Here is a 19,946-nt window from a genome sequence, read left to right on the forward strand (position 1 = left end):
TATTAGCTTACAATTTATTGCAAAGGGTCGTTCCGATTAAACCTTTTTCGAATGAGTGCGGTTGGTAATTAAAGTACCTACCCCGTGATCGGTAAAAATTTCCAGTAAAGTGGCATGTGGAACACGGCCATCCACAATATGCGCGCTCACTACACCGCCTTTGACAGCATCCAGTGCACAGCCCACTTTCGGAATCATGCCGCCATAAATCACGCCGGTTTCAATTAAACGGTCGACTTCCTGAGTGGTCAAGCCTGTCAGCAGGTTTTTATTTTCGTCGAGTACACCGGTGATATTGGTCAGAAGAATAAGCTTCTCTGCGCCTAAAGCTTCAGCCACTTTACCCGCCACCAAATCGGCATTGATGTTATAGGTATTGCCTTCTTCATCTACACCCAACGGTGCGATGACTGGAATAAAATCACCCTGGGTAAACATTTCCAGAACGTCGGTTTTCACCCCAACCACTTCACCCACCAGACCAAGGTCAATCTGCTTGACTGTGCCATCTTCAGCAGTTTTTTCCATCAATAACTTCTGGGCACGTAACAGGTTACCATCTTTACCGGTCAGACCAATGGCACGACCGCCGTGTTGATTGATCAGATTGACGATGGATTTATTCACGCTACCGCCCAGGACCATTTCCACCACTTCCATGGTTGCAGGGTCAGTGACGCGCATGCCATCAATACGGTCAGATTCACGGCCTAACTGTTTCAAGAACGAATCGACTTGTGGACCGCCACCATGCACCACGATTGGATTTAAACCGACCGTTTTCAACAATACAATGTCACGCGCGAACGAGCTTTCCAGCTCCGGATCGGTCATTGCGTTGCCACCATATTTCACTACTAGCGTCTTGCCTGCAAAACGTTGAATGTACGGCAAAGCTTCTGTCAAAATTTGTGCTTTGTCGAGGCCGGTATGTTGATATGGCATTCGCCTCTCCTTATTGAGCATCTAAAATGTCTTGTGCGATTTGAGGATATCGGTCACTTAACATGGAAACAAATGTATGTCGAATATCGTTTAATCTTACAGGATTATCCGCATCAAAACGCACTGTAAAATATTCGCCGGTATTCGATGCTCGAATAATGCCAAATCCATCTTCAAAATCAAGTCGTACCCCATCAATTTTACTTAACTGGGCACCAAAATCCTGACTTTTCATTTCCACGTCATGCAATACTGCCTTCGGCTCCATATTATGCGTACTGATATAGGTATCTTCAGTGCAACAACGTTCTGGATATGCCTTTAAGGCCTGGGACAGGGTTAAATCAGCCTGCTGGCCAAGATATTCAAGTACCCTTAATGCAGCATACAAGCCATCATCATAGCCAAAACCGCGCCCGTCATTAAACACATAATGACCTGCATATTCTCCGCCAAACACGGCTTTGCCCTGGGACTGCGACATATAGGTCCGTAAAAAAGAACTTCCGGTACGGATCATTTTGGCCTGACCGCCCAGGTGACGCACGGTATTTCCCACCATGGTCGAACATTTGACATCAAAAACCACTTCATGACCCGGATGCGTTTTCAGGCACATTTCTGAAAATAGCGACAACAACCGGTCTGCAGAGATTGTGGTGCCATGTTCATCAATCAACACCACCCGGTCGCCATCGCCATCCAGCGCAATACCGATATCGGCCTGCTGTTCAAGCACGGCTTGCTTTAACTCTGCCAGATTTTTCTCTTGTGACGGATCGGGTTCGTGATCAGGAAAATGGCCATTGGCCTCACAGCGAATGAGCATCAGTTCACAGCCCATTTTTTTTAGCACCAAAGCCGCACAGCGTCCGGCTGAACCATTCAGACCCTCCAGTACCACCTTAAAAGGTCGCTTTAGCTGGATATCTTTTAATAGCGCATGTTGATATTCAAGGCAGTACTTCACCACAATTTCATGTTGAATCGGTTCAATCAGTATTTTTTCTTCTGGATTAAAAACCGAACGAGCTGCGACAGCCACTTGTTGAATCTGCTCTGGACAAGGCGGTTCGCCCTGAATAATCCACTTCACGCCATTATCTGTTTTAGGATTATGGCTGGCTGTGAGCATAATGCCATTACCGTCAAACTGACGGGCAACAAAATATAAAAGTGGTGTCGAACAACAACCAATAATTGTGGCATGCAGCCCTTTTTCTGCACACACTTGTCTGATGATTTCTGCATATTGGGGACTGGTCAAGCGCGCATCATACCCAATAGCCAGTTGGGTCTGTCCTGACTTTTGATATTGCATCACCAATCCATAGGCAATGGCTTTGACAAGCTCAGGAGTCAAAAATGATATTTTTCCACGAATATCATAGGCACGAAAAATTTGTGCTGGGAATTTTTTATTTTCAAAATTCATGATGACATTTTCTACTTTAGAATAACCCATAAAATAAAAATTTTATGGCATGCTGGATTAGCTCAGTATTCACAACCAGGGCATCATCTTATTAAATGAGAAGATTAACATTCTAAAAGCATTTCATATTTTTAAGCAATGGTAAAAAATTTTTACAAATTTACTTAATGGATTAGCTATTTTGTTGATAAATATATAATTTATGCTGCTTAAAAACAAAAGTATTCAAATAAATTTAATTTAAAAACAATTATCTACAAAAACAATAAAAACATTATTCCGAGTATACACCCATATTCAAATCAGACTTATAGTTTTGAAATCAGATGATTGCTGATTCTTTGTTTTATAAGGAATATTTTATTCACCCTATCCAGATTTAAGAATAAAACCTGACACAGACCAATCCCACTGTTGTATTTATCAGGCTTTATTCAATTATACTAAATCAAGGTTTAGCTTTTACCCGTATGGCCAAAACCGCCAGCACCACGTTCTGTTGCTTCAAATTCATTGACAATATCAAACTGCGCCTGAACAACAGGAACAAGTACATACTGCGCTAAACGTTCACCCGGTTGCAAGGTAAATGCTGTTTGGCTACGGTTCCAGACCGATACCATCAACTCACCTTGATAATCTGAATCGATTAAACCGACTAGATTGCCTAAAACAATCCCATGTTTATGGCCCAAACCTGAACGCGGCAAAATTAAACCGGCAAAATTTGTATCTTCAATATAAATAGCCAAACCGGTTTTTACCAATACTGTTTGACCCGGTTCAATCACAGTCGCTTCATCGACACAAGCACGCAAGTCCAAACCTGCTGAACCCGAAGTCGCATAGGTAGGCATCGGCCATTCATTACCTAAACGTGTATCGAGTACTTTCACTTGAACTTTCATTTGTTTTTTCCTAATTGTATGGTTTAAATGTTGCATGGTTTAAATGGTGAATTAACGCTTGATCAGCGCACGTAAATTTTCCAGATAATGCTGGGCCTGCAATTTGGGGTCAATATTGCCGGCCAGTTTTTTCTTGCGACCCAACCATTCCAGCTCATCTTGCGGCAATTCATCCAGGAAACGGCTTGGTGTCATCTGTTTCATCTGGCCGCCCGCTTTGCGCTGCTCGGCCAGCGTAATGGTCAAGCCTTGACGGGCACGGGTAATGCCCACGTACATCAAACGGCGTTCTTCTTCCACGGTTTCGGCTGCAATCGAGTTTTTATGCGGCAGAATTTCCTCTTCCAGACCAATCAGATACACATAAGGAAACTCAAGACCTTTGGATGCATGTAAAGTCAACAAATTGACTTTATCGGTATCTTCTTCTTCCTGCTGCTGCTCGAGCATATCCAGCAGTACCATTTTACGAATCACACTTTCAATATTCTTGTCATCAACATCTTCGGCTCGGTTAATCAGACTTTGAATACTGCTATACAGCACTTCAATATTATCCAGCTTGGTTTTTTCCTGCGCTGGCGTTGCTGCATTTTCTTTAATGTAATCAATATATCCCGCTTCCTGCATCATCTGGCGAATAATGGGTACAGGCTCGTCGTCATCCAGCAGATTACGGGTGAAATTTCCAATAAAATCGGCAAACTCAGCCAGTTGTGTAGTGGCTTTTTTCGGAATTGCCATCGTTAAACGCTGATCGCCTGCTGCTGCCAACAGCGATAAGTGATTTTCTTGCGCAAACAGACCCAATTTTTCCAAAGTCACCGGACCAATGGCACGTTTCGGCGTGTTAATAATCCGTAAAAATGCGCTGTCATCTTCAGGGTTAATAATCAGACGCAAATAACTCATGATGTCTTTAATTTCTGCGCGCGCAAAGAAAGACTGGCCGCCAGAAAGCTTGTAGGGAATCTGCATTTGCCGCAGCTGGGTTTCTAAAATGCGGGCCTGAAAATTGCCCCGATACAAAATCGCGTAATCTTTCCAGTTTTTCCCATTCATCAATTTATGGGTGATCAGATCCTTGACCACACGTTCGGATTCATCATCATCATTACGGCAGGTAATTACGCGAATCACTTCACCGTGACCTTTATCCGACCAGAGCTTTTTATCAAAGATATGCGGATTATTGCCAATCACCGTATTTGCAGCCTTCAGGATACGGCTGGTTGAACGGTAATTTTGTTCTAATTTAATGACTTTTAGATTCGGAAAATCTTCTTTCAACAAAGCCATATTTTCAGGCTTTGCTCCGCGCCATGCATAAATGGACTGGTCATCATCACCTACCGCCGTGAACTGTCCCATCACCCCGACCAACAGTTTCACCAGAATATACTGTGCCGTATTGGTATCCTGATATTCGTCGACCAAGAGATAACGCACCCGGTTCTGCCATTTGTCCCGAACTTCGGCATTTTCCTGCAACAAACGGGTCGGCATCACGATCAGGTCATCAAAATCCACCGCATTATAGGCACGCAAGTTACGCTCATAGAGCTGATATAAATGCGCAAACTGTACATCTTCGGCGGTTTCACAGGTGGTGTGAGCTTGTTCCGGTGGAATCAGGTCATTCTTCCAGTCCGAAATCATCTTCATGGCTTTGGCAATCAGCTCTTTACTTTCTGCACCCGACAAATTATCACGGTGCATTAAATCCATCAGGATGCGCTTACAATCATCGGCATCCAGAATAGAAAAATTATTTTTTAACGGCGTATGTTTCAGTTCCAATCGCAGCAAATTCAGACCAAAGGTATGGAAGGTCGAAACGGACAGACCTTTGGCTTCCTCACGAGACAATAATTTACCCACACGCTCCTTCATTTCGCGTGCTGCCTTATTGGTAAAGGTCATGGCAGTAATACGATGCGCCGGAATACCGCAATTCTTAACCAGATGCGCGACTTTTCGCGTAATCACCGAGGTTTTACCTGAACCAGCCCCTGCAAGTACTAACAAGGGTCCTTGAGTATATTTCATGGCTTCAAGTTGCTTGTCATTGAGTTGACTTGCCGACGACATAGTATTTCCTCGTATTGATTGGAGCTCGATTATAGTCATCTGCGCCAAACTTGCATAACCTAAAATACAAATTTGACATTCATAAAAAAACCACCCGAAGGTGGTCTTTTCAATTCAGCATGGATTCATGAAGAATTATTGAACCGCGTAAATGCTGATTTCTACACGGCGGTTTTGTTCACGGCCTTCAGCAGTCGCATTTGATGCGATCGGGTTCGCTGAACCTTGACCTTGTGCATTAATACGCGTACGTGCCACGCCCTGACCGGCAAGATAGTTCGCTACAGATTGAGCACGCGCTTGAGACAATGGAATGTTAATCGAGTCATTACCAGTGCTGTCTGTATAACCTGTTACAAGAATACCGCTCTTGTTGTCTTCAGTCAGTGTTTGCGCAACCTTGTTCAAAGTCGCGTAGAAGTTAGGTTTGATATTTGACTTGTTGGTATCAAAAGTAATGTTACCCGGCATAATCAAGCCAACCGAACCATCCGGATTACGTGTAACGTCTACACCAGTACCCGCCATTTGTTGACGTAATTTTTTCTCTTTATTGTCAAGGTAAACACCCGCTGCACCACCTACTACTGCACCAATTGCAGCTGCACGGTTATTTTGCGCGCTTGTATTTGCATTACCTTTAGAAATACCATAACCAGCAGCTGCACCAACCAATGCGCCAATTGCTGTTTTATCGTATTCCATACCGCCTGTACTACCGGCAGTTTGACAGCCAGATAGAACTAATGCCCCTGCTACCGCTGCTGAAATTGCTAGTGCACGCATCGCATGCCTCCTTCTTGTGTTTTATCGTATGGTGGAATAATGAATTAAAAAAAATGGGCATACCATTGATTTTTTGTAAATAATACATGCATTAGTTACATTTTGTAATATTTATTGCGGATCTTAAGAATAACTTCCGCACAATTTCTTCATACTTGTATGAATAGACTTTTTTATTTTAAATTCTGCAATTATATTCAATACTGAATAAAAACCTTCGATGATTTTCTTTTAAGGCCGTTTTTTATATGTCATCTCAAAATACCAAGCAACCGATATTAAAAAAAATATCTCGCGGGCTTACTGTCGGTTCGGTCATTACCGGAAGCACTTTTTTTCATGGACCACCCGTACTCGCATTGGGACTAACCAAACTCATTAAAAAATCACGTAAAGTAGATGAAACCAACATTAAAATTACCAACAGCTGGCTCAGTGTCAACAATTGGCTAATCGAGCATATATTGCCCAACTTAAAGTGGGATATCACGATTGAAGAAGGTTTAGAGCTCAGTATGCAAGGCCGTTACCTGATGACCTGTAACCATCAAAGCTGGGTGGATACTACAGTAAATCAGTACTTTGGTTTAACCCGCATGCCGCTGACCCGTTTCTTTACCAAGTGGGAGCTGATCTTTATTCCTTTTGTCGGGCAAGCCTTTAAAATTTTAGGTTTCCCGATGATGAAGCGTCATAGCAAGGAACAGATTGCCAAAAATCCGGAACTGAAAACCCGTGACATGGAAGAATCGCGTAAAGCCTGTGAACAGTTATTAAGTCAGCCGTTTACCTTATTGAACTATCTGGAAGGTACGCGTTTTACGCCAGAGAAACATGCGCAGCAGCAATCCCCTTACAAACATTTACTTAAACCTAAAGCGGGCGGGTTGGCTTTGGCGCTGAATATTTTAGGCGACAAGATTGACGCGCTGGTTGACATGACCATTGTTTATCCGGATGGGGCACCGGGTTATGGCGATTTCTGGCTAGGCGAAGTCAATCGCATTGCGGTGAATTTGCGTAAAATTGAAATTCCAGGCTGGGTATTAGGCGGTAATTATGAAGATGATGCTGAATATCGTGAACGTTTTCAGCAATGGGTTCATGCGCTATGGACTGAAAAAGACCAGCTGATTGAACGCATGCAGCAAGAGTTGGCAGCAAAAGCTTAAACACACGCAAGGAAAAAAATGAAGCAAGACGACCAGATCACCTCCCCCACCTTTTCTTTTGTGAAAAAAGGCACCTGGGGATGGAAAGTCGCACTGGGCTATGACATTTTCATGATGGTTCTGATCATCATTAACCTGTTCTGTCTCAGTGCCAATGCCATCCTGATGAGTGATTTTGGCGGCTGGCTGTTTGACTTCATTCATCTTCCTGAACTGCTGCAATTTTACCGTAACTCATTGCGTCCCTGGGTTATCATTACCGAAAGCTGGTTTACCAGTTTTCTGGTGATTGAACTGCTGGTTCGCTGGGCCATTGCGATTATTGCGCAGCATCATAAACGCTGGTTTTTCTTTCCTTTTATACACTGGTATGAAATTCTATCGATTATTCCGCAGCTGCGTTTTTTACGTTTATTACGCGCCGGGGCCATCGGCTACAATCTGTACCAGCATGGTTATAAAGTCATTCCGGACGCCTGGTATCGGCGGGCCAAATTTTATTACCACATGTTGCTTGAAGAACTCACCAGCCGTATTGTACTTACGGTTTTAGATGGCATAAAACGTGAACTTTCCACCAGTACCACACATAAAAAACTGATTGAAGATCTGGTTGCCCATCACCGTGACATGTTTGCCACTGCCCTGGCGGATATTTTGCAAGAATCTTTGGGCAAAGAGCTGCAAGCGCAAAAAATCATGATTGCTGAAAATGTCGGCGACATTGTCAATCGCGCCATTGAAGACACTCCTGAACTGACCCAGTTATTGCGCCTGATTCCGATTGTCGGAGGGCGCATAGAACAACAGATCCAAAGCATCGGACAACGCTTGGGAGAAAACATCACGCTGGGGCTGATTGAACCTTTTGCCTATGGTCATAAAAATGAAAAAAATCTGGCATATTTAGAAATTTCAAATAAAATCAGCCAAATACAATTTGAAAATAATACTCATGTGGAAAAACTGGTGGAATCGGCTGTTTTTGAGAGTTTAGAAGCCATTCGCAAGCAAGTAAAAGTAAAACAATGGCAACAAATTCTGGAACAGCATGATCAAGTTAAAGAATGATCATGAGATTAAAAATATTGAAAACGTGGCTAGAGAAAAGCTGCAATTTGTTCTAGCATTTGCTCTATTTACAACATCACTTCGACATAAAATTAATGAGTCAGAAGTCTTAAGGAATAATTATGGCTGATATACGGATTACAGGCAGAATGGTTAATTTTACCCGATTAACTTTTGACACCAATGATCACAATGCAATCCGCCAGCAATTGACTCAAATGCTTCAAGAGACTGCTTCTCATGGCACGCTGGTCATTATTGACAGCACGGTAGAACAGGAGCTGATCGCACTGATTCAGTTATTGATCAGTCTGGACTTACAGCCGATGGGCGTGATTGACGGCATTCTTTCCAATGAAGCCCGTGCCATTCAGTTTCCTATTCTGCCCGCAGACAACAAACCCTTACAACGGATTAAAGCCACGAAAGAACAAGTGGTTGAGGCCAAGCCTGAAGTTGAGCCTGCCCCAACCCAAGACACCGACGAAGCGCCTGCAAAACCAAGTCGTGTCATCAGCCATGTGACTTCTTATCACGATGAAATTTTGCGTACCGGTCAATGCCTGGTCCAGGATCATGGCGATATTATTCTCAATGCCGGGATCAATAGCGGCTCTGAAGTCATTGCTTCAGGAAATATACATATTTATGGTAGCGCACGTGGTAGAGTCATCGCCGGCGCAGGCGGGAACAGTGCAGCACGTATTTTCTGCCATTCCCTGGAAGCAGAACTGGTATCGATTGCAGGGACATATTGTGTGGCGGATGACATTCCACCACATGTCCTGAAAAAATCTGTCCATATTTACTTGAATGATCATCAAGAACTTGTATTTGAAGTTCTCGAGTTTTAATGTATAAATAAACACCAAAAGCCCCATATTTAAAAAGGGGTTTGAACCATAACAGGAGTGGATTCGGTGGCGAAAATTGTTGTCGTAACATCAGGCAAAGGTGGTGTAGGTAAAACTACTACAAGTGCATCTTTTGCAACAGGTTTAGCCCTTCGTGGTCACAAAACTGTTGTGATCGACTTTGACGTGGGTTTACGTAACCTGGATTTAATCATGGGTTGTGAACGTCGCGTTGTTTATGATTTTGTGAATGTATTAAATAACGAAGCGCGTCTTCAACAAGCGCTTATTCGTGACAAAGATATTGAAAATTTATACATTTTGCCTGCATCACAAACCCGTGACAAAGATGCCTTGACCGATGAAGGTGTTGCACGTGTTATGGATGAACTTTCTCAAGAATTTGATTACATTATTTGTGATTCACCTGCGGGGATCGAACGCGGTGCCATCATGGCCATGTACCATGCAGATGAAGCGATCATTGTGACCAACCCGGAAATTTCTTCGGTACGTGACTCTGACCGCATTATTGGTATGCTTGACAGCAAAACCAAAAAAGTAGAACAAAACGAAGGTCGTATCCGTAAGCATCTTTGTATTACACGTTTCAACCCTGAACGTGCCGATAAACAAGAAATGTTAACCATTGACGATATTTCTAAAGATATCTTACGTGTCCCTACACTGGGGGTTATTCCTGAATGTAAGAGCGTACTGCAAGCATCTAACGAAGGTAAACCGGTTATTCTGTTTACTGAAGAAGCTGCGGGTCAGGCTTATGATGACCTTGTAGCACGCTTCCTGGGTGAAGAACGTCCTTACCGTCACATTGAAGTCAAACCTAAAGGTTGGTTGGCAAGACTATTTGGAGCGTAAGAAATGGCAGGATTCTGGAGTAAACTGTTTAGTAGTGAGGATAAACCATCAAGCGCACAGACGGCTAAAGACCGCTTAAAAGTTATTGTTGCCTCTGAACAAGGTTTAGGCAAACGCTTAAGCCAGGAAAAGATTGACCTCATGAAAAAAGAAATCATGCAGGTGGTCAACCGTTATGTCCGTGGCGTGGATGAACAGCACATTCAAATGTCGGTTCGTTCTGAAGCCAATATTGAAATGTTAGAAATGAATATCAATTTGCCTGAAGAGCGATAATCCGAATTTTGATTAGTCAAGCAAATTGAATCAAGGCAAAATATGAGGCTTGCTGAACTGGTATTTTATCCCATTCAGCTCACTTGAAGCATAGCTTCAAGTCTTGCGACTAGGCAAAGCCTTAAAGCAGTGCTTTAAGTTTGCTGGTCTAGCCTCATATTTTGCCTTTTTTAATCAGTATACCAAGGAGATTGCGATGGCATTATCTCAGCCAGCAACGTTCAATGAAGAATGGTCAGATGAGCGTGTATTTGCCTACTTAACTCAGCTACCTCCTGCAGGCGTGAATGCTGATTTTCATGTGCTTTATCATGCATTCAAGCATATGCGTCCAAATGATTATGAGCGTTTACTGACTCAATTCGTTGCCGATGGCCGTGATGTCAATGCCACCAATCCTGAAGGTCAACGCATTCATGATGTGATTGCACAGTACCCGCGTCAAAGCGAAGGCTTCCTGGAAGTACTTGCCAAGTTTGCTTAAGTAATCCATAAAATACCTGGCTGTTTGCATAGAACAGCCAGGTATTTTTTATTAAACTCATTTTCTTTTAAGCGTTTTATTTTAAGCCAGCAATAGCATCAATGCAGGAAAAGTCACGGCAAAACAGAGGGTCTGCAAGCTAATCACGGCCGCCATTAATTGATGATCGCCTTGATACACCCGGGTCAGAATATAAGAGGCAGAAGCGGTCGGCAAACTAAAAAACACCACCAGAATCATGCGCTCTAAATGACTTAGATGAAAAGCCCAACATACTGCAAATGCCAAAATGGGCATGATGAGCAAACGCCCAAACACATTCATCAATAAACGATAGATATTTGTTCTGAACTGATCAAATTGCAGTGCTGCACCGACTGACAGCAAGCCCAAAGGCAAACTCATGGCAGCCAGCAGTTTAAATAGCTGCTCAACACTTTGCATGACGCTCAAATCCAGAAGATTAAAACCTACACCTACAATACAGCCGAGAATTAACGGATTTTTGCTAATCGAAATAACGGTTTTTCCAAGAGTTTGCCAGCTCAAGGTCGATAATGCCAGTACCGATAAAATATTCACTAAAGGAATCGCGACAGCGATCAGCATGGCAAACATTTGCATGCCTTTCGGTCCAAATAAAGATGCCATGAGCGACAGGCCGATATAGGTATTAAAGCGCACCTGGCTTTGCATATACACGCCAAAACGCTGTACCGGAATGTTATAGATTTTTTTGACCACAAAAAGAGCCATCGCTGCCAGCAAGATTATCAGGATCAAGATTCCCAGCATGCTCGACACGGTAGCCATATCCAGCTCGACATGAGATAAATTCAAAAAGAGCAAGCTAGGAAACAAGATAAAATAATTGAGCTTTTCCGAGTTTCCCCAAAATTCATCTGTGACAAAACGCGTCTGTTTAAGTAGATATCCCATTGCAATCAAAATGATCAATGGAAATAGCGCCATGACAATATTCATGCTCTATCTGTATCCTTAATGAAATATTTCAGTCTTTTCCTGAGCTGCATAATACTTTTGTTTTTCATGAATATTCACTTAATTTACCTGATATCTTCCAATTCTGCGCAAGAAAAAGGCCTGCATTTGCAGGCCTTTGGAAGATATTTACACTTAAATTAAAATATCACGTTTACCGTTGGCACCCATACCGCTGACAATGCCATTTTCTTCCATCTGGTCAATGATACGTGCAGCACGGTTATAACCCAGGCTAAACTTGCGCTGTAGCGAAGAAGTGGATGCCTTGCGGGTTTCCAGCACAAAAGATACACATTGGTCATAAAGCGCATCACGGTCTGAACCACCATCACCCTCTTCAAAACCACGTGAAGTAGGCTCTTCATCATAAGGCGTCAGAATCTCATCCACGTAATTTGGTTCACCACGCTCCCGCCAAGCATCACAAATACGGTTCACTTCGTCATCGGCAATAAAGGCGCCGTGCACACGTTCGGGTTCAATCTTGCCTGGGCCGAGGAACAGCATGTCACCATGACCTAGCAAGTCCTCTGCACCACCAGCATCCAGAATGGTCCGCGAGTCAATTTTCGAGTTCACACGCAGTGCTACGCGGGTTGGAATATTGGCTTTAATCAAACCGGTGATCACATCCACCGAAGGACGTTGGGTCGCAAGCAACAGGTGAATTCCCGCAGCACGAGATTTCTGCGCCAAACGGGTAATCATTTCTTCCGCTTTTTTACCCACCTGCATGATCATATCAGCGAATTCGTCCGCTACAATCACAATGGACGGCAATGGAGTCAGACGCGGTGCACGTTCGCCAACAACCGATTCGCTGGCTTTCCAGGTAGGATCAAACAGTTCTTCACCATTGGCAATTGCTTCTTCGACTTTGCGGTTATAGTCGCTGAGCTTACGGATCTTCAGAAAAGACATCAGCTTATAGCGACGTTCCATTTCATTCACACACCAGTTTAAGGCGCTGACCGCATCTTTCATGTCGGTCACGACCGGCGTCAATAAATGCGGAATATCATTATAGTTCGCCAGTTCCAGCTGTTTCGGGTCAATCAGGATCAGACGCAACTGATCAGGCGTGTACTTCAATAACATCGACAGAATCATCGAGTTTACCGCAACCGATTTACCCGAACCGGTCGTACCGGCAACCAGCATATGCGGCGCCTTACCCAGTTCGGTAATCACGGGATTACCCGAAATATCTTTGCCCATGGCCATGGAAAGAATGCCATTTGGATCTTCAAATTTTGGTGTTTTGACCAGTTCAATCAAACGAACCATTTCACGGCTGCTGTTCGGCACTTCAATTCCGATATAAGGCTTACCCGGAATGACTTCGACTACACGTACTGAGGCCATCGACATCGAACGTGCCAAGTCACGTGAAATATTGGTCACTTTAGAGGCTTTTACCCCCGGTGCCAAATCCAGCTCAAAACGCGTCACCACAGGACCGGGCTGTGCTTCTATCACTTTGGCCTTTACATTAAACTCTTGCAGTTTAATTTCCAGAAGTTCAGATAAACGGGCCAATTGCTCGGCAGTGAAATTCACCTTCTTGTTAGGGTCAACTTCATCCAGCAGCTCCAGACCCGGCAAAGGCGGCAAATCGCGACGTTTTTGTGCCACCTGCATGGCACGTGACATCGGGCGGCCCATTGCATCGGTTAAAGGCGCATCCAGATCAAAATCATCCTCATCCAATTCAAACTCGTCGACAGGTTTTCCAGCCGTTTCTTGCCAAACTTCACGGAAGGCATCTTTGTTGGAAGCAATCAAGGCCTTTTCATCTTCGGAAATGGTGGATTGCGACTGCAATTGAGTATTGATTTCTGCACGTACAAAGGCTGAGGATTGAGCATAACTACTCGTGGTACGTGCCACAGGTGCCGCTGGCTCCAACTGATCTATCTGTAAATTATCTACCGGTAAATTATCTACCGGTAAATCATCGACCAGCAGATCATCCAGCTCATCAAACTCGTCATCCAATGCGCTATTTTTGGGCGTACTGTTGAGTTGTGGTGATGCCGCAATATTCATAGATGCCGCCGTCACCATCTTTTCTTCATGAATAACTGCTGCGGGTTCCGGATTTACAGGATTAAATGGCGTATGAACATCTGTAGCCGTTTTTCCACCCGGCACAGCGGCAAGCAATTCGTCAAAGATTTCGTCATCGTCCCAATCCAGGTTTTGCTTCGAGGTCTGGGGAGTTGTTGCGACAGGTTGCTCATGAACAAAGGCTTGTAAATGGTCATGTGGTGTATGAGGCCCAGATTCTTCAGCCGCTTTTAACAGTGCATCAATATCCTGTTTATGTTTCTGGTTGTCATCGGAATGTAAGGCACGCCAGACTTCACCTGTAGCCACGACACGCTGTGTATTCTGTTCCAGACGATGGGCCTTTTCTAAAATCTGTTCAAATTCTGCCTCATCTTCATCATCCATCAGCTGTTGCTGTGCAGACTGCTCTCTTTCAACCATGTCATTAAACAGGCGCTCTGCAGCCGGATCTCGAACGATTGGGGATAGTTCTACTTCCTTATGTTCGGCGACTACTGCTACTTTTTCTGTGGCTGTTTTTTGCTTGTTATTTAGCAATGATTTTTTGACTTCAGGATTTGTCCGGTCAAATGCAGATTCGGCTTCCGGCACATTTTTATAAAATAAGTCCTGTAAATAGGCAGGAATTGCTCTGAGGGTGTCCCAGGTTTTGTTCCACTTCACCCCAAATGCAAAGGTGAATAACACAAACCAGAACAGCAGCAGGAAAAGGGTTGCGCCATAAATGGTTAAAATCTGGGTAAGGCTTTGCCCCAATTCATACCCAATGATACCGCCCGACGAATTGTCCAGCGTATCTGCCGGCACCTGCCAATACAGATACAACAAACTTGCTGTCGCCAGCAAAATAAAGAACTGTGCAGCATAGCGAAACGGCTTATTCAAAAAACTATACGGCCACCAGACCTGAATTGCCTCAACAAACAGAAAAATTGGAATGAGCAGACTTGCCCAGCCTAAAAAACCGAACAGTAAATCTGCGATCCACGCCCCGGCAACCCCACTGGCATTCGACACCTGCTGGGTATCACTGGAAATGTGCATCCAGCCCGGATCAAAAGGCGTATAGGTCACTGTTGCAAGGAATAAATAAATTCCAAATGAGACTAAAAATAATGTCTTTATTAAGCGCTGTGCATAAACACTCGACACCGCAGTCATATACTGTCCTGTAACCAATTTTTCATTCATGTTTTTGTAAGAAACTAAGACAAAATAGTTTCACAATAAACGCGTATTATGCACCTGTTCCACAAAAAAAGATGCAATATTATGTAGTGGCCGCTGCTTAGAAATATACCAGATTGAATATCTAGCACAGCACTGTTGTTCTATATAGCTCAAATCGATTTGCATGATCAATAATATCGACTTTAATCGCACACCACTGTTATACAGTTTCACGTATAATTCCACAAATTTCTAAATAAAAAAGGATGCAGCGGATGAGCGCACGTCACTCAAGACTGATTATTTTAGGTTCGGGTCCTGCTGGCTATAGCGCAGCGGTCTATGCAGCGCGTGCAAACTTGAAGCCTACCCTGATTGCAGGCTTGCAACTGGGTGGACAACTCACGACAACCACTGAAGTTGACAACTGGCCGGGTGATCCGGAAGGCCTGACCGGCCCTGCCCTGATGGAACGCATGCAAGCCCATGCCGAACGTTTTGGCACCGACATTGTCTATGACCATATCAACGAAGTGGATTTAAGCGTTCGCCCGTTCGTTTTAAAAGGCGACATGGAAGAGTTCACCTGTGATGCCCTCATCATTGCAACCGGTGCAACGGCTCAGTATCTGGGTCTTGAATCCGAAGCTAAATTCATGGGTCAAGGTGTAAGCGCATGTGCAACCTGTGACGGTTTCTTCTATAAAAACCAGAAAGTGATGGTGGTCGGTGGTGGCAACACTGCTGTAGAAGAAGCGCTTTACCTATCGAATATTGCTTCACATGTAACACTGGTTCATCGCCGTGATTCATTGCGTTCTGAAAAAATCCTTCAAGATCATCTTTTTGCTAAAGAAAAAGAAGGCAAAATCAGCATTATCTGGAACCATCAGGTGGAAGAAGTCTTAGGTGATAATAGCGGCGTAACTTCTGTACGCCTACAGTCTACCCAAGATGGCTCTAAACAGGATGTAGACGTTACGGGCTTGTTTGTTGCCATTGGTCACAAACCGAATAGCAGCATGTTTGAAGGTCAACTTAACCTGCGTGACGGTTATATCCAGGTACAAAGCGGTACTGCAGGTAATGCCACTGCTGCCTCTGTAGCGGGTGTATTTGCTGCAGGCGATATTGCCGACAGTATTTACCGCCAGGCGATTACTTCAGCAGGTTCAGGCTGTATGGCTGCACTGGATGCTGAAAAATACCTTGATGCCTTGGGTGAATGATTGAAATAAATCAATTCAACTCAAAAAACCGTCCTCTTGGGGCGGTTTTTTTTTGTATGATAAAAATCTTAAGTGTTTATTGCCAGTTACCCTTTTCGTTCAGGCTGAATCGCATGCATCCATTAGCCCCCTCAGAATTCATTTTTCCCGATCCCATCGAGGCTGATCCCGATGGCGAGGGACTAATCTGCATAGGTGCCGACCTCTCCCCTTCTACGCTTTTTGAAGCCTACACCCATGGCCTGTTTCCGTGGTTTTCTGAAGGTGAACCGATCTGCTGGTGGAGTCCCGAACCACGCTGCATTATCCGCCCGCAGGATTATCATCCCAGTAAATCCTTAATTCGAAATATGAAAAAGTTTGACTATCAAATCACGGTCAATCAGGCCTTTGAACGGGTCATCCGTTCTTGTGCCCTGCCGCGCAGCTATGCAGATGACACCTGGATTTCAGAAGACATTATTGAGGGGTATTGCGAGCTGTTTGAAGCCGGCTATGGCTATAGCATTGAAGTATGGGATGAAAATAGAGTGGTTGGCGGTTTATATGGCGTGACCATTGGACACGGCTGTTTTGGTGAGTCCATGTTTAGCACGCAAACCGATGTCTCAAAAATGGCGTTTTATACTTTAATGCTGATCGGTCAGGAAAACAATTTGCCCTGGATTGATTGTCAATTGGTCAATGATCATCTTTTAAGCCTGGGGGCCTGTACACTTTCTCGCCAAGCGTATCTTAATTCGTTACAAGATGTTGTAAAACAGCCTGCTATTGATTGGAAAAAATATCAGGAGGGTGTATTTTCAAGTAAAACAATAGCGCAAAACGCAAAATTAATTGAATGAAAAATACAAGAGGGATCTTGCCATGAACTCGTATCACCCAAAGTCCCTGCTCAATGATTTACAGTATTACATTACGCCACCGCATAGCTGTAGTTATCTGGAAAATAAATCGGCGCGAATGGTCTTTTTAGATCCTGCCCATCGCATTGATGTGGTCAGCCTGTCTGAACTTTCACGTCTGGGGTTTCGTCGCAGTGGCGATTTTGTGTATCGTCCTGAATGCCACCTGTGCCGTCAATGTTTATCTTGCCGCGTACCTGTTTCCGACTTTCAAATGAACAATGCACAAAAGAAGGCATGGAAACGCAATCAGGATCTGACGGTTAAAATTACCCGCGCCGCCGATGCGACCAACATTCACTATCAACTCTATGAACGCTACATCAATGAACGTCATGCCGATGGCGATATGTTCCCGCCAAGTCTGGATCAATTCGAAAAATTTTTAGTGCATAGCTGTACAGACAGTTTTTTTCTCGAATTCTGGAAAGATGACAAACTGCTGAGTGTTTCCAGCTGCGATCCGCTAGATGACGGAATTTCTGCGGTCTATACCTTCTTTGATCCTGAGGAAAGCCGGCGCTCACTGGGTGTTTTTGCCGTACTTAAACAGATTGAACATGCCAAAGCTTTGGCTTTGCCTTATGTCTATCTCGGCTATTGGGTTCCGCACTCCGATAAAATGAACTACAAATCTCAATATGTGCCGTTGGAACTGTTGATTGATGGGCAATGGCGACGTTTAAACCGCTTGCTCAACCAGGAAGAAATTCAGCAATTGGGCAACTCCCTCATGACAACATTACCTTCGGGCTGGAACAACCCCATCATCAAGTAATGCCGCCATTCCTATTTAAACAAACTTGCAAAATCATCAGTGCATGCTTTCACCATAATGATGGCATGCTCTTTTGATCCATCCGGATTGGGATAATAATTTTTGCGTAAATCGATTTGATGAAAATCTGCTTTTTCATACAACTTGATTGCAGGAGTATTAGACTCCCGTACTTCCAGAAAAATTTGTACGGGATTATTTTTCAGCATAGCAAGCGATGCATCCAGTAGCTTAAAACCCAGACCTTTGCCCTGCTGAGACGGATCAATTGCCATTAACAGCAAATTGGCTTCATCCAGCACAGGCTGTAAAATACAGAATCCAACCACCTGACCGTCTTGTTCAATCACTGTGCTCTGATAACCCGTTACAGCTTCTTCAAACTGTTTAACAGTCCAGGGATGGCTTTGGACCAATCTTTCAATCTTTGCCACTGTAGATACATCTGCAGCTTGCATCAAACGAATCATCTTCGTTCTTCTTATATAAAATTAACCCTCGCATTATAAAAACTTTGTGATAAAAATCGAGTAAAAAAAAGAGCGATCACTATCGCTCTATGTTATTTCCGCTTAAAAGCCTAAATTCGCTTTCCATTTTTCGAGCAAAGCATGAGTGTCCAGATCATTCGGATGGAAACCCGGCTTAAAATACAACAGCATTTCCTTCCCCATACCACTAATCACGCCTTTTGATGGACTATAGGCATAACTATAAATTTCCCGCAGCGAATTAAAGTTAAGCTGTTGATCCTGCTTTAAAAGACGTGCCAGAAAATAACTTTGTACCACAAATAAAGTTGCCATGGCGATCACCAATGAAGATGTACGCAGTGCATATAACTTCAAGCCTTTACCGAATATTCCCTCAAATACATCATATGCCACGGCCTTATGTTCATTTTCTTCAATCGCATGCCACATCCACATGGTTTTCATGGTTTCATCGGTCATGAGTTCCTGAATATATGAATTGGTTAAGAGCTGCGATGCAATGGTCGCGGTAAAATGTTCAAGTGCCGTGGTTGCAGTCAGATCAATCATTTCCTGAGTAATCCCCACAGGTTTAGCTATTTTTGCCATCAATTTACGTGTGGTCTGAATTACTTTATCGGTATAACCATCCAAGGTCTCCACATCATGCCCATATCTTTGTGCCGAGGCATTAAAGCCCACATGTTCCTGAGTATGCATGGCTTCCTGACCAATAAAGGCGGAGATTTCCTTTTGTAACTCTATATTGTCTTTTAAGGCAGGATGATGACGTACAGCGCGAACACTGTCGATAAAGAATTTTTCACCTGCGGGAAACAAAGCTGATAGTGCTGTCATAAAGTGTGTCAAACCGGCTGAACCATTCATCCAGTATTCGGGAACTTGTTCAAAATCAAAGTTCATGCGGCGTACAGGAAAACTCGCACCGGCACGATTGTTTATATTGACCTTTGCATTCATGATGCTTTACTCCTATCTAGCAAATACATTGCTAAATTCACTTTTGTTTTTCTTGATTGTTATATTACGTGTTTAAAAACTTGCTATAAGGGCAGATAAGGTCAGGAAAATATCAGTTTAGGACATGAGGAGAAATAAAGCGCTGCTTTATTCCGACCCAAGAGAAAAACACAATAAGCGAAATTATTTTTTCGACGCAGGAAAAAAGGCACTGCCTCAAATCACTTCTTTGCTGCAAGAGATAAGGCAAGGCTATACAAGATGAATTTTAAAAAATGAATGAATAAAATAAAAAAAAGCGTCCCAGAAGGACGCTTTTTTTCACACAATTAATACTTATGCAGTTACTTTAGCAACAACACCAGCACCAACTGTACGACCACCTTCACGGATCGCAAAACGTAGACCTGGGTCCATTGCGATTGGGTGGA

Annotated in this window: 19 protein-coding genes; 9 read left to right on the forward strand and 10 right to left on the reverse strand. The window is 43.6% G+C overall.

Features of this window, described 5'->3' with window-relative positions; all coding sequences use genetic code 11:
* Positions 1–36 precede the first annotated feature (36 nt).
* The 5 genes from argB to BLP85_RS09420 all read right to left on the reverse strand — a co-directional run bounded on the left by argB (position 37) and on the right by BLP85_RS09420 (position 6,165).
* Complete coding sequence (gene argB / locus BLP85_RS09400; RefSeq protein ID WP_092819840.1) at positions 37–945, reverse strand: acetylglutamate kinase; 909 nt, start codon at positions 943–945, stop codon at positions 37–39.
* Positions 946–955: 10 nt separating this feature from the next.
* Positions 956–2,380: a phosphomannomutase/phosphoglucomutase gene (locus BLP85_RS09405; protein WP_092819864.1), complete on the reverse strand. Its 1,425-nt coding sequence runs from the start codon at positions 2,378–2,380 to the stop codon at positions 956–958.
* Between the two features lie 455 nt (positions 2,381–2,835).
* The gene (dut, locus tag BLP85_RS09410; RefSeq protein ID WP_092819841.1) at positions 2,836–3,288 is read right to left on the reverse strand and encodes a dUTP diphosphatase; all 453 of its coding nucleotides are present in this window, start codon (positions 3,286–3,288) and stop codon (positions 2,836–2,838) included.
* Positions 3,289–3,339: 51 nt separating this feature from the next.
* Positions 3,340–5,379: a UvrD-helicase domain-containing protein gene (locus BLP85_RS09415; RefSeq protein WP_092819842.1), complete on the reverse strand. Its 2,040-nt coding sequence runs from the start codon at positions 5,377–5,379 to the stop codon at positions 3,340–3,342.
* Between the two features lie 135 nt (positions 5,380–5,514).
* On the reverse strand, positions 5,515–6,165 hold the full coding sequence (locus BLP85_RS09420) for an OmpA family protein (RefSeq protein WP_092819843.1): 651 nt from the start codon (positions 6,163–6,165) through the stop codon (positions 5,515–5,517).
* A 248-nt stretch (positions 6,166–6,413) separates the two neighbouring features.
* Between BLP85_RS09420 and BLP85_RS09425 the strand changes: the two genes are divergently transcribed.
* The 6 genes from BLP85_RS09425 to BLP85_RS09450 all read left to right on the forward strand — a co-directional run bounded on the left by BLP85_RS09425 (position 6,414) and on the right by BLP85_RS09450 (position 10,901).
* Complete coding sequence (locus tag BLP85_RS09425; protein WP_092819844.1) at positions 6,414–7,337, forward strand: acyltransferase; 924 nt, start codon at positions 6,414–6,416, stop codon at positions 7,335–7,337.
* A gap of 18 nt (positions 7,338–7,355) precedes the next feature.
* Positions 7,356–8,408: a hypothetical protein gene (locus BLP85_RS09430; RefSeq protein WP_092819845.1), complete on the forward strand. Its 1,053-nt coding sequence runs from the start codon at positions 7,356–7,358 to the stop codon at positions 8,406–8,408.
* 122 nt (positions 8,409–8,530) lie between these two features.
* Positions 8,531–9,262 (forward strand): septum site-determining protein MinC, encoded by a 732-nt coding sequence (gene minC, locus BLP85_RS09435; RefSeq protein ID WP_092819846.1) that lies wholly within the window; start codon positions 8,531–8,533, stop codon positions 9,260–9,262.
* A gap of 66 nt (positions 9,263–9,328) precedes the next feature.
* Positions 9,329–10,141, forward strand: a complete 813-nt coding sequence (gene minD / locus BLP85_RS09440; protein ID WP_086196430.1) for a septum site-determining protein MinD — start codon at positions 9,329–9,331, stop codon at positions 10,139–10,141.
* A 3-nt stretch (positions 10,142–10,144) separates the two neighbouring features.
* Complete coding sequence (minE, locus tag BLP85_RS09445; RefSeq protein WP_086196431.1) at positions 10,145–10,417, forward strand: cell division topological specificity factor MinE; 273 nt, start codon at positions 10,145–10,147, stop codon at positions 10,415–10,417.
* Positions 10,418–10,613: 196 nt separating this feature from the next.
* The gene (locus tag BLP85_RS09450) at positions 10,614–10,901 is read left to right on the forward strand and encodes a PA4642 family protein (protein WP_086196432.1); all 288 of its coding nucleotides are present in this window, start codon (positions 10,614–10,616) and stop codon (positions 10,899–10,901) included.
* Positions 10,902–10,982: 81 nt separating this feature from the next.
* On the opposite strand, the gene BLP85_RS09455 is transcribed toward BLP85_RS09450, so the two are convergent.
* The gene (locus tag BLP85_RS09455; protein WP_092819847.1) at positions 10,983–11,885 is read right to left on the reverse strand and encodes an AEC family transporter; all 903 of its coding nucleotides are present in this window, start codon (positions 11,883–11,885) and stop codon (positions 10,983–10,985) included.
* 153 nt (positions 11,886–12,038) lie between these two features.
* Entirely contained in the window at positions 12,039–15,140 is a 3,102-nt protein-coding gene (locus BLP85_RS09460) for a DNA translocase FtsK (protein WP_092819848.1), read from the reverse strand.
* 284 nt (positions 15,141–15,424) lie between these two features.
* Between BLP85_RS09460 and trxB the strand changes: the two genes are divergently transcribed.
* The 3 genes from trxB (at position 15,425) to BLP85_RS09475 (ending at position 18,061) form a co-directional block, all read left to right on the forward strand.
* Positions 15,425–16,378 (forward strand): thioredoxin-disulfide reductase, encoded by a 954-nt coding sequence (gene trxB, locus BLP85_RS09465; protein ID WP_092819849.1) that lies wholly within the window; start codon positions 15,425–15,427, stop codon positions 16,376–16,378.
* Between the two features lie 113 nt (positions 16,379–16,491).
* Positions 16,492–17,223, forward strand: coding sequence for a leucyl/phenylalanyl-tRNA--protein transferase (gene aat, locus BLP85_RS09470; RefSeq protein WP_092819850.1), 732 nt, complete (start codon positions 16,492–16,494; stop codon positions 17,221–17,223).
* Between the two features lie 22 nt (positions 17,224–17,245).
* A complete protein-coding gene (locus BLP85_RS09475) occupies positions 17,246–18,061 on the forward strand; it encodes an arginyltransferase (RefSeq protein ID WP_092819851.1) in 816 nt (271 codons plus the stop codon).
* 11 nt (positions 18,062–18,072) lie between these two features.
* Here the strand turns inward: BLP85_RS09475 and rimI are convergent, their stop codons facing one another.
* From rimI to BLP85_RS09490, 3 genes are all read right to left on the reverse strand, one after another.
* Complete coding sequence (gene rimI, locus BLP85_RS09480; protein WP_092819852.1) at positions 18,073–18,531, reverse strand: ribosomal protein S18-alanine N-acetyltransferase; 459 nt, start codon at positions 18,529–18,531, stop codon at positions 18,073–18,075.
* A 102-nt stretch (positions 18,532–18,633) separates the two neighbouring features.
* A complete protein-coding gene (locus BLP85_RS09485; protein WP_092819853.1) occupies positions 18,634–19,515 on the reverse strand; it encodes a metal-dependent hydrolase in 882 nt (293 codons plus the stop codon).
* Between the two features lie 336 nt (positions 19,516–19,851).
* The coding region (locus tag BLP85_RS09490; protein WP_005240168.1) for an EF-Tu C-terminal domain-related protein at positions 19,852–19,946 on the reverse strand (95 nt) is incomplete at its 5' end.

This window comes from Acinetobacter kookii, from assembly GCF_900096895.1.
GTDB classification, from domain to species: Bacteria; Pseudomonadota; Gammaproteobacteria; order Pseudomonadales; family Moraxellaceae; genus Acinetobacter; species Acinetobacter kookii.